The 16,096-nt window shown below is 41.8% G+C and carries 12 protein-coding genes, 1 tRNA gene and 1 pseudogene; 8 read left to right on the forward strand and 6 right to left on the reverse strand.

What is annotated here, in order from left to right:
• Positions 1-26: 26 nt before the first annotated feature.
• Together ACGF5R_RS05605 and ACGF5R_RS05610 are read right to left on the reverse strand one after the other, a co-directional pair.
• On the reverse strand, positions 27-1,280 hold the full coding sequence (locus ACGF5R_RS05605) for a valine--pyruvate transaminase (protein WP_387690040.1): 1,254 nt from the start codon (positions 1,278-1,280) through the stop codon (positions 27-29).
• Positions 1,281-1,485: 205 nt separating this feature from the next.
• A complete protein-coding gene (locus tag ACGF5R_RS05610) occupies positions 1,486-2,043 on the reverse strand; it encodes a DNA-3-methyladenine glycosylase I (RefSeq protein WP_387690042.1) in 558 nt (185 codons plus the stop codon).
• Between the two features lie 195 nt (positions 2,044-2,238).
• Here ACGF5R_RS05610 and glyQ point away from each other — a divergent pair, with 195 nt between their 5' ends.
• The 3 genes from glyQ (at position 2,239) to ACGF5R_RS05625 (ending at position 5,627) form a co-directional block, all read left to right on the forward strand.
• On the forward strand, positions 2,239-3,153 hold the full coding sequence (gene glyQ / locus ACGF5R_RS05615; protein WP_112878606.1) for a glycine--tRNA ligase subunit alpha: 915 nt from the start codon (positions 2,239-2,241) through the stop codon (positions 3,151-3,153).
• Positions 3,154-3,162: 9 nt separating this feature from the next.
• Positions 3,163-5,232: a glycine--tRNA ligase subunit beta gene (glyS, locus tag ACGF5R_RS05620; RefSeq protein ID WP_387690044.1), complete on the forward strand. Its 2,070-nt coding sequence runs from the start codon at positions 3,163-3,165 to the stop codon at positions 5,230-5,232.
• Between the two features lie 318 nt (positions 5,233-5,550).
• Positions 5,551-5,627, forward strand: a tRNA-Pro gene (locus ACGF5R_RS05625).
• 100 nt (positions 5,628-5,727) lie between these two features.
• Here ACGF5R_RS05625 and ACGF5R_RS05630 read toward each other — a convergent pair.
• The 4 genes from ACGF5R_RS05630 to ACGF5R_RS05645 all read right to left on the reverse strand — a co-directional run bounded on the left by ACGF5R_RS05630 (position 5,728) and on the right by ACGF5R_RS05645 (position 9,720).
• Positions 5,728-6,804 (reverse strand): methyltransferase domain-containing protein, encoded by a 1,077-nt coding sequence (locus ACGF5R_RS05630; RefSeq protein WP_387690046.1) that lies wholly within the window; start codon positions 6,802-6,804, stop codon positions 5,728-5,730.
• Positions 6,805-6,936: 132 nt separating this feature from the next.
• Positions 6,937-7,317, reverse strand: a complete 381-nt coding sequence (locus tag ACGF5R_RS05635; RefSeq protein WP_205068649.1) for a PadR family transcriptional regulator — start codon at positions 7,315-7,317, stop codon at positions 6,937-6,939.
• 317 nt (positions 7,318-7,634) lie between these two features.
• Complete coding sequence (locus ACGF5R_RS05640; RefSeq protein WP_112878603.1) at positions 7,635-8,858, reverse strand: cytochrome P450, cyclodipeptide synthase-associated; 1,224 nt, start codon at positions 8,856-8,858, stop codon at positions 7,635-7,637.
• A gap of 85 nt (positions 8,859-8,943) precedes the next feature.
• Positions 8,944-9,720, reverse strand: a complete 777-nt coding sequence (locus tag ACGF5R_RS05645; RefSeq protein ID WP_240000750.1) for a tRNA-dependent cyclodipeptide synthase — start codon at positions 9,718-9,720, stop codon at positions 8,944-8,946.
• Positions 9,721-10,482: 762 nt separating this feature from the next.
• Between ACGF5R_RS05645 and ACGF5R_RS05650 the strand changes: the two are divergent.
• From ACGF5R_RS05650 to dppC, 5 genes and pseudogenes are all read left to right on the forward strand, one after another.
• Positions 10,483-10,716 (forward strand): annotated as a pseudogene (locus ACGF5R_RS05650) (adenine phosphoribosyltransferase); the annotation flags it as partial.
• Positions 10,717-10,760: 44 nt separating this feature from the next.
• Entirely contained in the window at positions 10,761-11,681 is a 921-nt protein-coding gene (locus ACGF5R_RS05655) for an EamA family transporter (RefSeq protein ID WP_112878601.1), read from the forward strand.
• 750 nt (positions 11,682-12,431) lie between these two features.
• Positions 12,432-14,039: a dipeptide ABC transporter periplasmic-binding protein DppA gene (gene dppA / locus ACGF5R_RS05660; protein ID WP_112878599.1), complete on the forward strand. Its 1,608-nt coding sequence runs from the start codon at positions 12,432-12,434 to the stop codon at positions 14,037-14,039.
• A 117-nt stretch (positions 14,040-14,156) separates the two neighbouring features.
• Positions 14,157-15,176, forward strand: coding sequence for a dipeptide ABC transporter permease DppB (gene dppB / locus ACGF5R_RS05665; protein ID WP_112878598.1), 1,020 nt, complete (start codon positions 14,157-14,159; stop codon positions 15,174-15,176).
• Positions 15,177-15,186: 10 nt separating this feature from the next.
• On the forward strand, positions 15,187-16,086 hold the full coding sequence (gene dppC, locus ACGF5R_RS05670) for a dipeptide ABC transporter permease DppC (RefSeq protein ID WP_112878597.1): 900 nt from the start codon (positions 15,187-15,189) through the stop codon (positions 16,084-16,086).
• Positions 16,087-16,096: the final 10 nt, after the last annotated feature.

The following is a 16,096-nucleotide window of genomic DNA, read 5'->3' on the forward strand; positions in this document are numbered from 1 at the left end:
ACATTATTGATTTGATTACATTGATTTCAGGCTGCTTGCTGATGTGCCTGCTCAATTTCTTCTGCCAGAATCGCAATCCCTTTTGCAATACTTTCCGGATCAGGAACATAATTCATACGCATGCATTCATGAGCATGCGGCCAGTCTTGTTCCAGTCCGGGGAAGAAATAGTGACCTGGAACCATTAACACACCACGTTTTTTCAGTCTTTGATAAAGTGTTTCTGTGGTTATCGGCAGATTTTTAAACCACAGCCACAAAAAAATGGCGCCTTCTGGTTTATGGATAAGGCAAAGTTCTACCGGCAGATAACGACGGATAATCTGAATCACGTCCTGAACCCGTTGTTGATAGAACGGGCGGATAATGTTCTGTGACAAACGAAGCAGGTCATTGCGACGGATCATTTCCAATGCCATTGCGGGGCCGACACCGCCCGGCGCAAGGCTGATGATACCATTCATATTACTGACGGCATTGATGATTTTATCGTTAGCGATAATGATTCCGCAGCGTGAACCGGGCAGCCCTAATTTGGATAGACTCATGCACAGAATAGTATTAGGGTTCCACAATGGTGTAGCTTCGCTAAAAATAATACCTGGGAATGGCACGCCATAAGCATTATCAATGAGTAATGGAATCTGGTGTTGTTGAGCCAGATAATCCAGCCGTTGCAATTCTTCGTCAGTGATGACGTTACCCGTTGGGTTGGTTGGGCGAGAAACACAGATCAGGCCAATATCTTCGGTAATATTGAGATGGTCAAAATCAACACGGTATTTGAATTGGCCTTCTGGCAATAATTCAATATTGGGTTTATTGGCAACAAATAAGCCTTCATCCAGCCCTGAGTCAGAATAACCAATATATTCCGGTGCCAGTGGAAATAGTACCTTACGGGTAGAGCCATCTTCACTGCGCCCGGCCAGCAGGTTAAACAGATAGAAAAATGCGCTCTGGCTGCCATTGGTCAGGGCAATATTTTGTGTACCAATTTCCCAGCCAAGTTTTTCGCGTAGCATCTCTGCCAATGCTCGAATTAGCGTATCTTTACCCTGAGGGCCATCATAGTTGCATAGTGTTTCCGTGAGTTGGCCGCTTGCGACCATTTCAGTCAGTAATTGCTGAAAATAGTCATCCATTTCCGGGATATGTGCAGGATTACCACCGCCCAGCATAATTGCACCAGGTGTCCGCAACCCTTGATTAAGGTCATTCATCAGGCGGGTTATACCTGCGTCTTGTGTAAACTTGTTACCGAATTGAGAAAAAATCATAGCCGTGTTCGTTGTCGGTGTGTTATTTAAATTAGAAGAAATAACACCATACCCTTCGCATTATCGAGGTGCAATCTGGAAAATTATGACTATTAATTATTTAATATGGCATTTAATTTAACATTTAAAATAAAGAGCTAAATGTTTGGTTAATATCCAGTTTTATTATTGGTGTTAATCTTGGGGCTATTGTAATTCACTGAATTTATTTTCTACATAAACAGTCAGTTATATGGTCATTGACCAAGCCTGTTGCCTGCATAAATGCATAGCAAGTGGTACTGCCGATAAATTTGAACCCCCTTTTTTTCAGTGCTTGTGATAACTCATCTGAAAGATCTGTTTTTACCGGCACCTCTGTGATGGTTTTCCACTGATTAACAATCGGTTTGTTATCAACAAAACGCCAGATAAAGATGCTGAATTCTTCACCCTGTTGTTGCATTTTAAGATATGCCCGCGCATTGTTGATAATAGCGTTAATTTTGGCGCGATTGCGGACAATAGCAGGATCAAGCATCAGCCGTGCCACATCATTTTCATCCATGACGGCAATTTTTACCGGATCAAACTGATGAAAACATTGGCGATAGCCCTCACGTTTTTTCAGGATAGTCAGCCATGATAGCCCGGATTGCTGGCCTTCCAGACAAATCATTTCAAACAGCTTTTGGCTATTTTCTTGTGGTTTTCCCCATTCATTGTCATGGTAAGCCAGATATTCAGGATCAGAGGTCACCCAATTACAGCGTGTTAGTTCCATGATGATTATTCCCGATGTTGATGGTTAATAATTGACTGTACTTTAACTGTATATATATACAAGCAAAATAGCCAGATTAAGATTTTTTTATTTCAGGGCGGAATTGAGAGCGAATTCAGGGCTGTATATCTTAAGGTCAAAGGGTATACTGACCGACTTCCTTTCAAATTCATATGTATCGCGTGCGGATCCAACATGCAAAAGTTTGATACCAAGACCTTTCAGGGGCTGATCCTGACCTTACAGGATTATTGGGCGCGCCAGGGCTGCACCATTGTCCAACCACTGGACATGGAAGTCGGCGCGGGCACTTCTCATCCAATCACTTGCCTGCGTGCACTTGGCCCGGAGCCAATTGCGGCGGCTTATGTGCAACCTTCCCGTCGTCCGACAGATGGCCGTTATGGTGAAAACCCGAATCGCTTACAACATTACTATCAGTTTCAGGTCATTATTAAGCCGTCACCAGACAATATTCAGGAATTATATCTGGGTTCGCTGAAAGAATTGGGGTTGGACCCGACAGTTCACGATATCCGTTTTGTTGAAGATAACTGGGAAAACCCAACGTTAGGTGCTTGGGGATTGGGCTGGGAAGTGTGGCTTAACGGGATGGAAGTGACTCAGTTTACTTACTTCCAACAGGTAGGCGGCCTTGAGTGTAAGCCAGTAACCGGCGAGATTACTTACGGTCTTGAGCGTCTGGCGATGTATATCCAGGGCGTGGACAGTGTTTACGACCTAGTTTGGTCCGATGGTCCGTTGGGTAAAACCACTTATGGTGATATTTATCATCAGAATGAAGTAGAACAATCTACTTATAACTTTGAGTATGCGGATGTTGATTTCCTGTTTAGCTGCTTCGAGCAATATGAAAAAGAAGCTCAGGAGCTGCTGGCGCTGGAAACGCCGCTACCATTGCCAGCTTATGAACGTATTCTCAAAGCGGGTCATACATTCAACTTATTGGATGCCCGTAAAGCTATCTCGGTGACTGAACGTCAGCGCTATATCCTGCGTATCCGCACCCTGACCAAAGCTGTTGCTGAAGCTTATTATGCCTCCCGCGAGGCACTGGGCTTCCCTATGTGTAAAAAGAATCAGAACTAAGAGGCTGTCATGACTCAACAGACTTTCCTGGTGGAAATCGGCACAGAAGAGTTGCCGCCGAAGGCTCTTCGTTCACTGGCTGAAGCATTTGCTGCTAATTTTGCGGTGGAGTTGGATAACGCGAATTTAGCGTATGGTGAAGTGAGCTGGTTTGCAACGCCGCGTCGTCTGGCACTGAAAATCGCCAATCTGGATGAAGCGCAGGCTGACCGTGAAGTAGAAAAACGTGGCCCGGCGATTGCTCAGGCATTTGATGCGGAGGGTAAACCGACAAAAGCGGCTGAAGGTTGGGCTCGTGGCTGTGGTATTGCGGCTTCTCAGGCTGAACGTTTGGTGACAGATAAAGGCGAATGGTTACTGTATCGCGCGCTGGTAAAAGGCCGCCGTGCAACAGAGCTATTGTCGGGTATGGTCAATCACGCGCTGAGTAAGTTGCCGATACCTAAATTAATGCGTTGGAGCGATAAAGAGACTCAGTTTGTTCGCCCGGTGCATACCGTTACCATGTTGTTTGGTGATGAACTGATTGAAGGTGACATTCTGGGTATCAAATCCGCGCGTGTCATTCGTGGTCATCGTTTTATGGGTGAGCCTGAATTCACGATTGACAATGCGGAACAGTATCCGGCAATTTTGCAGCAACGCGGTAAAGTGATCGCGGATTATGAAACCCGTAAGGCGCTCATTAAACAGGATGTGGAACAAGCGGCGGTTAAACTGGGTGGCATTGCGGATATCAGTGACAGCTTGTTGGAAGAAGTCGCTTCATTGGTTGAATGGCCGGTTGTGCTGACGGCGAAATTTGAAGAGAAATTCCTCGAAGTACCAGCCGAAGCATTGGTTTACACCATGAAAGGTGACCAGAAATACTTCCCGGTTTACGACAATGCGGGCAAGTTGATGGCGAACTTTATCTTTGTTGCCAACATTGAATCTTCTGATCCACAACAAATCATTTCTGGTAACGAAAAAGTGGTTCGTCCTCGTCTGGCTGATGCGGAATTCTTTTTTAAGACGGATCGTAAACAGCGTTTGGAAGACAACTTGCCACGTTTGGAAACCGTTCTGTTCCAGAAACAGCTTGGTACTTTGCGCGATAAGACGGATCGTATTCAGGCTTTGGCTGGTTGGGTTGCAGAGAAGATTGGGGCTGATGTTAATTACGCCACCCGTGCGGGTCTGTTGTCCAAATGTGACCTGATGACCAATATGGTGTTCGAGTTCACTGATACTCAGGGTGTGATGGGAATGCATTACGCTCGTCATGACGGTGAAGCGGAAGATATCGCTCTGGCGCTGAATGAGCAGTATCAGCCGCGTTTTGCCGGTGATGAGCTGCCTTCTACGGGTGTTTCCTGTGCATTAGCCCTTGCAGACAAAATGGATACTCTGGCGGGTATTTTTGGCATTGGCCAGTATCCGAAAGGGGATAAAGATCCATTTGCGTTGCGTCGTGCTGCGCTGGGGGCTTTGCGTATTATCGTTGAGAAAAAACTGCCGTTGGATTTGCAGACACTGACAGAAGAAGCGGTTCGTCTGTATGGCGACAAGCTGACGAATGCCAAAGTCACTGATGACGTGGTTGAGTTTATGCTTGGCCGTTTCCGTGCATGGTATCAGGAGCAGGGTTACAGCATTGATACCATTCAGGCTGTATTGGCGCGTCGTCCAACGCAACCCGCTGATTTCGATGCCCGTGTTAAAGCGGTCACTCATTTCCGTACATTGGATGAAGCCGCAGCGTTGGCCGCGGCGAATAAGCGCGTTTCTAACATTCTGGCTAAGTCTGAAGAGACATTGAACGAGAAAGTAGATGTTTCTGCGTTGAAAGCGCCAGAAGAGGTGAAACTGGCAACGCATCTGATAGTTTTACAGGGTAAGCTGACGCCTTTGTTTGCCGAAGGGCGCTATCAGGAAGCACTGATTGAATTGGCTTCTCTGCGTGAAGTTGTCGATGCTTTCTTCGACAATGTAATGGTAATGGATGAAGACCAGCAGGTGCGCGTGAATCGCTTAACTTTGTTAAGTGAATTGCGGGACCTGTTCCTGAGAGTTGCGGATATTTCGTTACTGCAATAATGACCTGAAATAGTCAATTCCGGCTGTTGTGAAATGCGATAGCCGGAACTTAATACCTCTAATAAATTGACTGCCGAAACTTTGGCTAAGAGTGATCGTGGTGAAGACATTCATCAAGCAAAGGATGCTGACGATTTATTCGATCAGCTTGGTATCTGATGCGTCAGCCAAGATATTCAAGTCAATTTAAGCGTGATGTGAAATCTGTGAGAAAGTGCGACATAACTGAGGTTCAGTTGTTTTTATCAGCAACTAACCTATGATTATCAAAAAGGTATTGACGGCCTGTAGCGAGCGCAGTAAGATTCGCCTCGTTTTCGGCGAGTAGCGCAGCTTGGTAGCGCAACTGGTTTGGGACCAGTGGGTCGGAGGTTCGAATCCTCTCTCGCCGACCAATTTAGAGTTTGGGGCTGTCAAATAAGCCGCAGACTTAAAGAAATAGAGAAGCCTTACAGTCCTTGCTGCAAGGCTTTTTGCTATTTGGAAGCATTTACTCTAACAACCACAGCCACTTGGTGCATAAATTTGCATAACTTTGCCATCAGCATCAAAATGCTGCGGCCTTCCACCGTTGAAAAGACCGTAATGTTTCTTCCCGTCACCCATTAAATCAAAAAGCGTATGGTAACGGCTTTTGGTGATCATATCGGCAGTATTGCGGCATACAGGGACTACTCTGCCTGTCTCAAAAATATGTTCTCGATCAAGCACAAACTGATCCGGTGCATCTGGTAAATTGCCTTTGTAAATGGCAACTTGACCATAATCCTCACAACGGTCTTCTAAATCTAATTTGAACAGCCTCAGCGTCATTGAATACAGTTTTGCACCGCCTAGTTTTTCCTCAATCTCCTTATTGTTTATGGATTTCAAACTGCTATTAATGACACGAACATCATTAAAACCGGCTGTTCTTGCTAGCCGTATGAAATCTTCAAAGTACAATGCGTCACCGATACACTCACAAACAATTTGTTGGTCATTTTTCAGTGATTGGTCCAGTCTTCTATCTAAAAAAATGTCAGAAAAATAGATTTCACCACCCGATTTGAGTAAACGGGCCATACCAGCCAACACACTTGCTTTAGATACAGATAGATTGATGACACAGTTTGAAACGATAACGTCTATACTTTCAGGTGGTAAATTAAGTTGTTCTAGTGACTCGATATAGCCTTGCTGAAAATGCACATTGGTGGATGAATAGTCAAAGATTTGACGATGGTAATCCACAAAACGCTGGGCAAATTCGATTTGTTCTGCTGTTGCGTCAATACCAATAACTTTACCCTCGGTACCTACAAGGTGAGACAGAATAAAACAATCACGCCCACTCCCACATCCCAAGTCTAATACTGTCGTTCCTTCTAGCAAGGGAGGAAAAGGCGTACCACAACCATAAAAACGCTTCTGTACATCAGGATGAATAAGCTTAAGAATTTCTTTGATTCTGTCTGAAGTGGTGTTGTCCACAGTGCATACATTTATAACAAGATCCTCTCTACTAGACAGGGTTTTGCCATAATAGTGTTGTATGTCTTCGATTCGCTGTTTAATCGATTGTTCGTTCATATTTATTTCCTCCAAATTAAATCATTAATAGGCTGATATTACGTTTCGGTAATTTGGCGCCAGATTTACAATAGATTCCTCATATTTCTGATCAATGCATAGATGTACAATGTATTAAGTCAAAAAAAATCGTCATGGCTGACGATTGATATGTGCGGCGACTTCCATCCAAGCTTCTACAGCGACAGTAAAAGCTGTCCGCCCTTTATCTGTTAATGTGTATACTTTACGTCCACGACCTGCAACGGTTTCATTGTGTACCGTTACATACTCTCCCTGCTCAAATTCACGCAGCACCGGATAAATTGTACCTTCGGTAGGTGAACAACACCCTTGGGTAGAACGTTCAACCTCACGGGCAATTTCGTAACCGTGCATAGGCCGTTGTTGTAGAACACTGAGAATGAAAAATTTGGATAAACTCATCTTAATGATGCCATTCCAATACATTCTATCAGTGTAGTCCACTGTCGTTCGTCCAACAGTGTTAAGTGTTTTCTTTGGCTTGTTCATAACGGCATCGTATACCTTGATCATCAAGGTGTCAATGTATCAGGTAGCCCGTTTAATTTACTTTATTATTGACTTCATGAGTCACCTCTTTTTGATAATAAAATGTAGGTATCTCCTGATTGTTTCAAGGGATACTCACTTCCGGCATCCCTTAACAGTATTCCAGATGGATCTTCTGAGCGATTTCACACAAGCCTGATGTTTTTCCAGAAGTTCCACATATTCACTATTATGCCGCTGATAGGCGTCGTTACACCACAATATGAACTTTATGTTCCTATTCCATCGCTTCCATAGTGATTTTCAGATAAGGGCGACTATTCCTTGACAGCAGACGATGCTATTGGATCAAAACTCAAAGGGAGTTTAGAAGGTCCTCGTGTATACACTCCTGTTTCTTGATAATGATCATTACTAGCAAAACGTAAATTGTGCAGGCGATCCAAAATAATATTGGATGAAACTTCCAACTGATTGAGTGAAAATGCAGCCGCAGCACAGGCATGAGTACCTGCACCAAAAGCTAAATGCCTTTTTCGATTTGCTTTCTGTTGAGAAGTTGTATTTTTTCTTCGATATAGATCAAATTCATTTGGTTTGTGAAAAACCGATGGATCGCGATTAGCTGCGCCAATCATACAAAATATTACAGCGCCTTTAGGTATATCGATACCAGAAATAGTGACGTCTTCACCCGTTTCTCTTGGAATTAGCTGTACCGGTGATGTCAGACGTAAAGTTTCTTCAAATGCATCTCGAACCAGACTGCGATCTTTGAGCACTGTATCAAGCATACTTGGATTAGATATTAAGTGATTAAGCATCATTGCTAATATCTTGTCAGCAGGTTCTATAGCAGCTAATAGAATGTTTAAACACAGTGCTGTAATTTCACTCATGGACATCGCTGTATCTTGACAAAATATAGATATAATGTCCTCACTGGGATTACACCGTCTCTGATCTATTATAGGCTTTAGTAAGCGAATTAATTTCTGACTACATTCAAGACTGTGCATTTTTTCTGGTTCTGTTTGGTCAAACTGGGTAATAAAACTAGCGATACCCTTGTGCCATTCAGCTATATCACGATAGTTATCACTTGGCAGTCCGAGAATACCTAATGTTACTAATACGGCATAATCGCGGCCAAAGTCATTAACAATATCTATATTTCCTTTTTCCATATAAGGTTGTAAGAGATCTTCAGTAATCTTTCGAATCATGGGTTCGTAGTAGCGATTAAAATAATCTCTTGAAAGTCCTTGCATTATGAGTTTGCGTTTACACGCATGCTCTTCACCTTCCATTTGAGCAAGAACGCGATCCCCCATAACCGGTTCGGCAAGTGCAGTTAATGGCTTAGTATTGAAAATTGAGGATTTTAAAATAGCGTCAACATCCTCATATTTGCCAATAAAATAGCTGTTTTGGGATTGTTCAAAATAAACTAAATCTTGTTTATGCAAAATGTCGTAAAAATCATAAGGATTTTTTATGAACTTGGGATCGTGAATACTAAAAGAACTTAATTTAGCCATTATTTTGCTTCCTTTCTAAAGATATTTGGTACTAAGAGCTTATTAACTTTAAATACAATTACTATTTCATCAGATTATTTGTATTTTATGGTTGAGTGACGATTCCGTAACTTTGTCTATCTCCTACTTGTATAGGATAACTACAGTTAAACAACCCTTTTCCGATTGGCCAAGGACGGTGATAAAGTAACGTAGAATACTTTACCCCAAGTAATCGAGGGGTATCGAGGTAAAAGGGAATTTCAGCGAAAATATATGGTAACGCTTTATATACTAATTTTAGGTCAATTGGACCAAAGTATTGTCCGGTACCTTTTAGTCTCCCTTTTATGGCTTGAAAGGCCATATTAAGGCAGATTTTTTTAAAAGATTCTGATTCATTAAACGCGTTTTCAACTTGTGTTTTAAGAGATTGGTAGTCATGGTTTAGTGCAAAGTCACAAAATTGAATAACTCTGATTTGCTTACTTTTTAACATTGCTGTGGAAATAGCATAATCAAGGTTACATAAATGACGTCTAATTTCGCGCTGTGTTTTCTTGATAGCCTTAGCATTCTCAGCTCCACCAGCGACTAAAAGGCGTGAAGCTTCACGTTCACAAGGTAACAATATGTCAACTTGTCGGAAATAATGACTTGACCACTGAATAAGGTCCACTACATAGTCCTTTGAAAAACGGGAGTTAAAGGGGCTTATCCCTATTAGCGCGTGATCACCTTTTTGAATAATTTTGTCACAACGAGAGGTTTCACCTTGGACAGTAAATGATGGTGAATTCTCGTGCAGCAATGTTGAATGGACTGGTAATATTTGATTGTTCGTTTTTTTTAAGTATTTTTTTTCAGTAGATAACATTTCCATTGACTTTCCATTTTTTAATGTAATCGCACATAATCTTGGTATAAATTGTTTAATTTTTATATAGATTTATTACATCTCCATTAAAATATTTATACATAAATTTGATATAATTTAATCTCGTAAAAATGTCAAAGATTATCGAAAATCAGAGTTAGATAAACTACATTTCGAGCCGATAAACGAATTGATGCTAAATGAGTCTTGACCAATTCTGGCTACTGTTGAAAAAGTGAGAAGAAAATCGGATATAAAAATGCATCATCATCCTTGGAGATTTCTAATAAGAAGGCTGTTCAGATAACAACACCTAATACTGTATTTTTAACTTTACGTCAATATGCTTCGCCATATTAGTCACGTGGCGAATTTATTTGAGTATATTAACAAATATTCTGTTTATATGGCTAGAATAATGTCAGGAGCCTGTAACTATTTTTCGTCCGTAAACTTATAGGCTTTGGTAGATAAATTAAATACTTAAAAAACAAATAATTAAAAAAAGGTGGATTCGACTAATAATATCATAGTAAAAAATAACATTTAATTACTATCAATGACATTTAATTCATCCATCTGAGAAATATATCTCATTCATTGAATGACTTGTTTGAAAAAAGATAAGAATGGTGTATGAATATTATCTTCTATAAACATTGAATGGAATATAACTGTGAAATTAAGTGATATAGGTAACACGCTTTTACTCGAAATTAATAAGTTTAGAATAAACGGTAGTCGAGTATTTTCGAAGTGTGAATGTCACTGGCAACAGCTATCTCTCTCTTTACAGGAATACTATTAGCAATGGCTGGATGGTATCCCTATTGTTTGAATGAGATGAATAATACTGTTGTACAGATCAGTTCTGAACATTTTGAAGGAAAAATGGATCTCAATGGCATTAAGTTGGGTGATTGCGTCTCTATTATTGATAATACGTTAAGTACAGGAAGTGCGGAGATTAAAGATAAATTTGCAATAATAAAATCAGTTCAATATCGGAAATTTAATTTTTGGAATAATAAAATAATAGGTGATATATGTCTTCATATAATGGCGTAATATATGGGGTTATTTTTTGCCTCATCAGTGCAGCATTTGATGTGTTTGTTGCGTATTTAACGCAATCGATAAATTCAGCTATTGTTATCTTTTATTGCTTTATATCATCTACTTTATTATTTATGATGATAAGTATTTTCAAAGGGATTGATCAATTAATTGTGAAGGTCCGCAAGAACACCTTATTGGTGTTAATTGTTAATATCTCAATTCTATTAAATTGGGGGGGATTAATCATTTCGCTACGTTTTCTTGAGCCTGCAATAGTGGGTGTTGCTTCAGTGGCTTGTGGCCCTGCGATAACAATCCTCCTTTCATCTTTTATCGATAAAGACGAGGCAAAAACAGAAAAATTAGAAGTCGTCATATCTTGGTTAGTTCTCATTGGGGTAGGTGTGATGCTAGTGAATACATTTTTAGGAAATAGTGGATTATCATCAACCTCAACTCAGGATAGGATTATTGGCATTGTTAGTGTGATAATTGGTGCTGTAGGAACGGTATTATACACTATTTTTTCTAAGAAATTATTCAAGGAAAAATGGCAAACATATGAGATATTGTCTGTTAGAAGTATCTTAATGGTGATACTTTCATTTTGTTATATTTCACTATCCGATGTTTCTCTTAGTTTGAATATTGATATGATTCTTCCGATGTTGATTCTTGTTGCTGTCGGGCACTTACTTCCAATCTATCTCGTACTGAAGGCAATTAATGCCATTACCCCTCTTCATGTCTCTTTGTTATTTCTATTAATACCTGTATTTACGATTCTTTTTCAATATCTTGATTCACGCATAGCGTTTTCTATTGAAAGTTTGATTGCAGCCTCGGTTATAGTTTCTTTGTTAACTATTCTTGGTTTAAGTAAGATAAGAAAAGACAAAAGGGTATAATGAGGTATAAATAGATGGAATATTACGACCGATAATAACTAAGTTAACAACAGATTTAGGGAAAATTAGTGATACTGTTATGTCTATTATTGAACTGGGGAATTTTTACAAGGTTATAAAGAGAGAGGCTTATAAACTCATTAAGCACGTCTATAATGTATGTCTAATTAATCACCGTCTTGGTTTATTCACCGATAATAATTTTATAGCGGAATTAAGAAAATTACCTTCTTTCTATGAAGTTGTTTTTTATGTGATGAAATTGGAGTAATTAATGAAACCAGAGGTGATGTAAACGTAGATAAACTAGTAACAGGTTTTTGTATGTATTTATATTATTAATGTTATACTTATTTGATTGACTTTTCAGGTGCCGATTTTATTCGGCACACAGCATTTTATACCAGTTATCATCTTTTCTAGTGAAATAATCGTTTACTAATTAATCAAACAACCACAATTTTTGCGCACAGGTTAATAGTGATTAATCCTGCATCCATGAGCTTTTTATGGTCTTTTTGTCTATAAAACGTGCGAGTTGTCATGTTTTTGTGCTAACTATGTTAATTATTAGTTTCCTTTGTGTTTTCCTGTTGTTTGTGACATCTGTTGAGATCTTATTGACGCAAGAGACAACAGTTGTTTAATTGATAAGCTGAAAATAATAAACAAAACCTAAACAGCGCAGTTTCTGACAGAAAGTGCAGATTCTGACTGTACACAACACCACCACAAATGGAGTGCAAGAAAATGACAACTTTCTCTAAAGGGGCGAAGTTATTGAAGCTAGGGGTCAGCTTAGTTGCATTGGCAGTAACCGCCAGCGTTCAGGCAAAAACATTGGTTTATTGTTCCGAAGGCTCACCGGAAGGCTTTAATCCTCAATTGTTCACTGCTGGCACAACTTATGATGCCAGCTCCAGACCACTGTATAACCGTTTGGTTGAGTTCAAAACAGGTACAACTGAAATTATCCCGAGCTTGGCTGAAAAATGGGATATTAGCGATGACGGTAAAGTTTACACTTTTCATCTGCGTAAAGGCGTTAAATGGCATGAAAATAAAGAGTTCAAACCCACCCGTGATTTTAATGCTGATGATGTGATCTACACTTTCATGCGGCAAAAAGATACAAGCCATCCATACCACAAGGTGTCAGGCGGCAGCTATGAATATTTCATTGGCATGGGTATGAGTGAGATAATCAATAAGGTTGAAAAAGTAGATGATTATACTGTGCGGATTGAACTGAGCCGCCCGGAAGCACCATTCCTGGCTGATTTAGGTATGGATTTCGCCTCTATTATGTCAGCAGAATATGCAGATAAGATGATGAAAGCCGGTACGCCAGAGAAAGTCGATCTGAATCCAATTGGTACAGGCCCGTTCCAGTTGGTGCAATATCAGAAAGATTCTCGCATTCTGTATAAAGCCTTCAAACAATACTGGGGAGATAAAGCCAAAATTGACCGGCTAGTTTTCTCTATTACTCCTGATGCATCCGTTCGTTATGCAAAATTACAGAAAAACGAATGTCAGATCATGCCATATCCAAATCCAGCAGATATTGCCCGCATGAAACAGGATAAAGATATCGTTTTGCTGGAACAGCCTGGTCTGAATGTCGGTTATGTCGCTTTCAACGTCACTAAAAAGCCATTGGATAACGTTAAAGTTCGTCAGGCGTTGACGATGGCAGTCAATAAAGACGCTATCGTTGAAGCGGTTTATCAGGGCGCGGGTCAGAAAGCTAAAAATCTGATCCCACCAACCATGTGGGGTTACTACAATGATCTTAAAGATTACCAGTACGATCCAGAAAAAGCGAAACAGCTCCTAAAAGAAGCAGGGATGGGAAGTGGTTTCACCATTGATCTGTGGGCAATGCCCGTACAGCGTGCATACAACCCGAATGCCCGTCGTATGGCTGAAATGGTCCAGGCTGACTGGGCAAAAATTGGTGTTAAGGCCAAAATTGTCAGCTATGAATGGGGCGAATATTTGAAGCGAGCTAAAGATGGCGAGCATCAAATTGTGATGATGGGTTGGACGGGAGACAATGGTGATCCAGATAACTTCTTCGCAACTTTGTTTAGCTGCGCAGCCAAAGAACTAGGTTCCAACTACTCTAAATGGTGTTACAAACCGTTTGAAGATGTTATTCAGCCAGCCCGAATCGTTGCTGAGCATGCTAAACGTGTTGAGCTTTATAAACAGGCTCAAGTTGTGATGCACGAACAGGTTCCGGCCCTGATTGTGGCTCATTCCACGGTGTATGAACCCACTCGTAAAGAAGTTAAAGGTTATGTCGTTGATCCTCTAGGCAGACATATTTTCAGCAACGTGTCTCTCGAATAATCCTGTTCTTACTTAAGGCGTTTATTAAATTGTGAGCCAAAGGGGGAAAGTCCTCCCCCTTATCAAGCCAAACGGCCTGAGAGCTGTAACCGGCATTTAAAAAAGAGAGTTCGGGATATGTTGCAGTTCATACTCCGACGTCTGGGGTTGGTAATCCCAACGTTTATTGGCATTACTTTACTGACTTTTGCTTTTGTCCATATGATCCCCGGCGATCCGGTGACCATTATGGCCGGGGAACGTGGAATATCGGCTGAGCGCTATGCCCAGCTAATGGCCGAAATGGGGTTGGATAAACCACTTTGGCAGCAATACTTTCATTATGTAAGTAATGTGTTACATGGTGATCTTGGTATCTCCATGAAAAGTCGTATCTCTGTGTGGGAAGAGTTTGTTCCCCGTTTCAAGGCAACTCTTGAACTGGGGATATGCGCTATGTTGTTCGCTATTGCTGTCGGTATTCCCGTTGGTGTCCTGGCGGCAGTAAAGCGGGGTTCTGTTTTTGATCATACTTCGGTAGGCCTTTCTCTAACCGGATACTCTATGCCGATCTTCTGGTGGGGGATCATGTTGATCATGCTGGTTTCTGTTCAGTTGGATCTGACACCAGTATCTGGTCGGATAAGCGACAGTGTTTTCCTTGATGACAGTTATCCACTAACAGGTTTTATGCTAATCGACACACTATTCTGGGGTGAAACCGGTGATTTTAAAGATGCGGTGATGCATATCATTTTGCCTGCCGTTGTCTTGGGGACGATTCCACTGGCGGTGATTGTCCGTATGACCCGATCTTCTATGTTGGAAGTACTAGGTGAAGATTATATCCGTACTGCACGCGCTAAAGGTTTGAGTCGTATTCGTGTGATTGTGGTCCATGCGCTTCGCAATGCATTGCTGCCGGTTGTAACCGTTATCGGCTTGCAGGTGGGCATTATGCTGGCGGGGGCGATCCTGACTGAAACTATTTTCTCTTGGCCGGGGCTTGGACGCTGGCTGATCGATGCCCTTCAACGCCGGGATTATCCGGTGGTTCAGGGAGGCGTATTACTGGTGGCGATCATGATCATCTTGGTTAACCTGATAGTTGACTTGTTATATGGCATCGTTAACCCGCGTATCCGACATAAGAAATAGGGAGCACATTATGTCTCAAGTGATTGAGCCTGCAAACAGTGCGCCGAAGATTATGACGCCGATGCAGGAGTTCTGGTATTACTTTAAGCGCAATAAAGGGGCTGTTGTCGGTCTGGTTTATATTGTGCTGATGTTGTTGGTTGCTCTGTTGGCTGGGGTGCTTGCCCCACACGGTGCGGCTGAACAGTTCCGCGATTCTTTGCTGACGCCGCCGGCATGGCAGGAAGGGGGAAGTTGGCAGTTTATTCTGGGTACTGATGATGTTGGGCGTGATTTACTTTCACGTCTGATGTACGGCGCTCGGCTTTCATTGCTGGTAGGTTGTCTGGTGGTGGTGCTATCCCTGTTGATGGGGGTTGTTCTGGGAGTGCTGGCGGGTTATTTCGGTGGTGTGGTGGATATCATCATCATGCGTATCGTTGATATTATGCTGGCATTGCCAAGCCTGTTGCTGGCTTTGGTGCTGGTGGCGATATTTGGGCCATCCATTGTCAATGCTTCACTGGCGTTGACCTTTGTGTCTCTGCCACATTACATCCGTTTAACTCGTGCTGCGGTGTTGGTAGAAGTTAACCGTGACTATGTGACGGCTTCACAGGTGGCGGGAGCGGGTTCCATGCGCCAGATGTTTATCAATATTCTGCCTAACTGTCTGGCGCCGCTGATTGTGCAGGCTTCTCTGGGTTTTTCTAATGCCATTCTTGATATGGCTGCTTTGGGTTTTCTGGGGATGGGGGCGCAGCCACCCACGCCGGAATGGGGAACAATGCTGTCTGATGTATTGCAGTTTGCACAAAGTGCCTGGTGGGTAGTGACGTTCCCGGGGGTGGCGATTCTGCTGACAGTGTTGGCGTTTAACCTGATGGGCGACGGTTTGCGTGATGCACTTGATCCTAAACTCAAGCAGTAGTGAGGTGGCG

The sequence above is a fragment of the Photorhabdus sp. RM71S genome, from assembly GCF_042879355.1.
GTDB classification, from domain to species: domain Bacteria; phylum Pseudomonadota; class Gammaproteobacteria; order Enterobacterales; family Enterobacteriaceae; genus Photorhabdus; species Photorhabdus kayaii.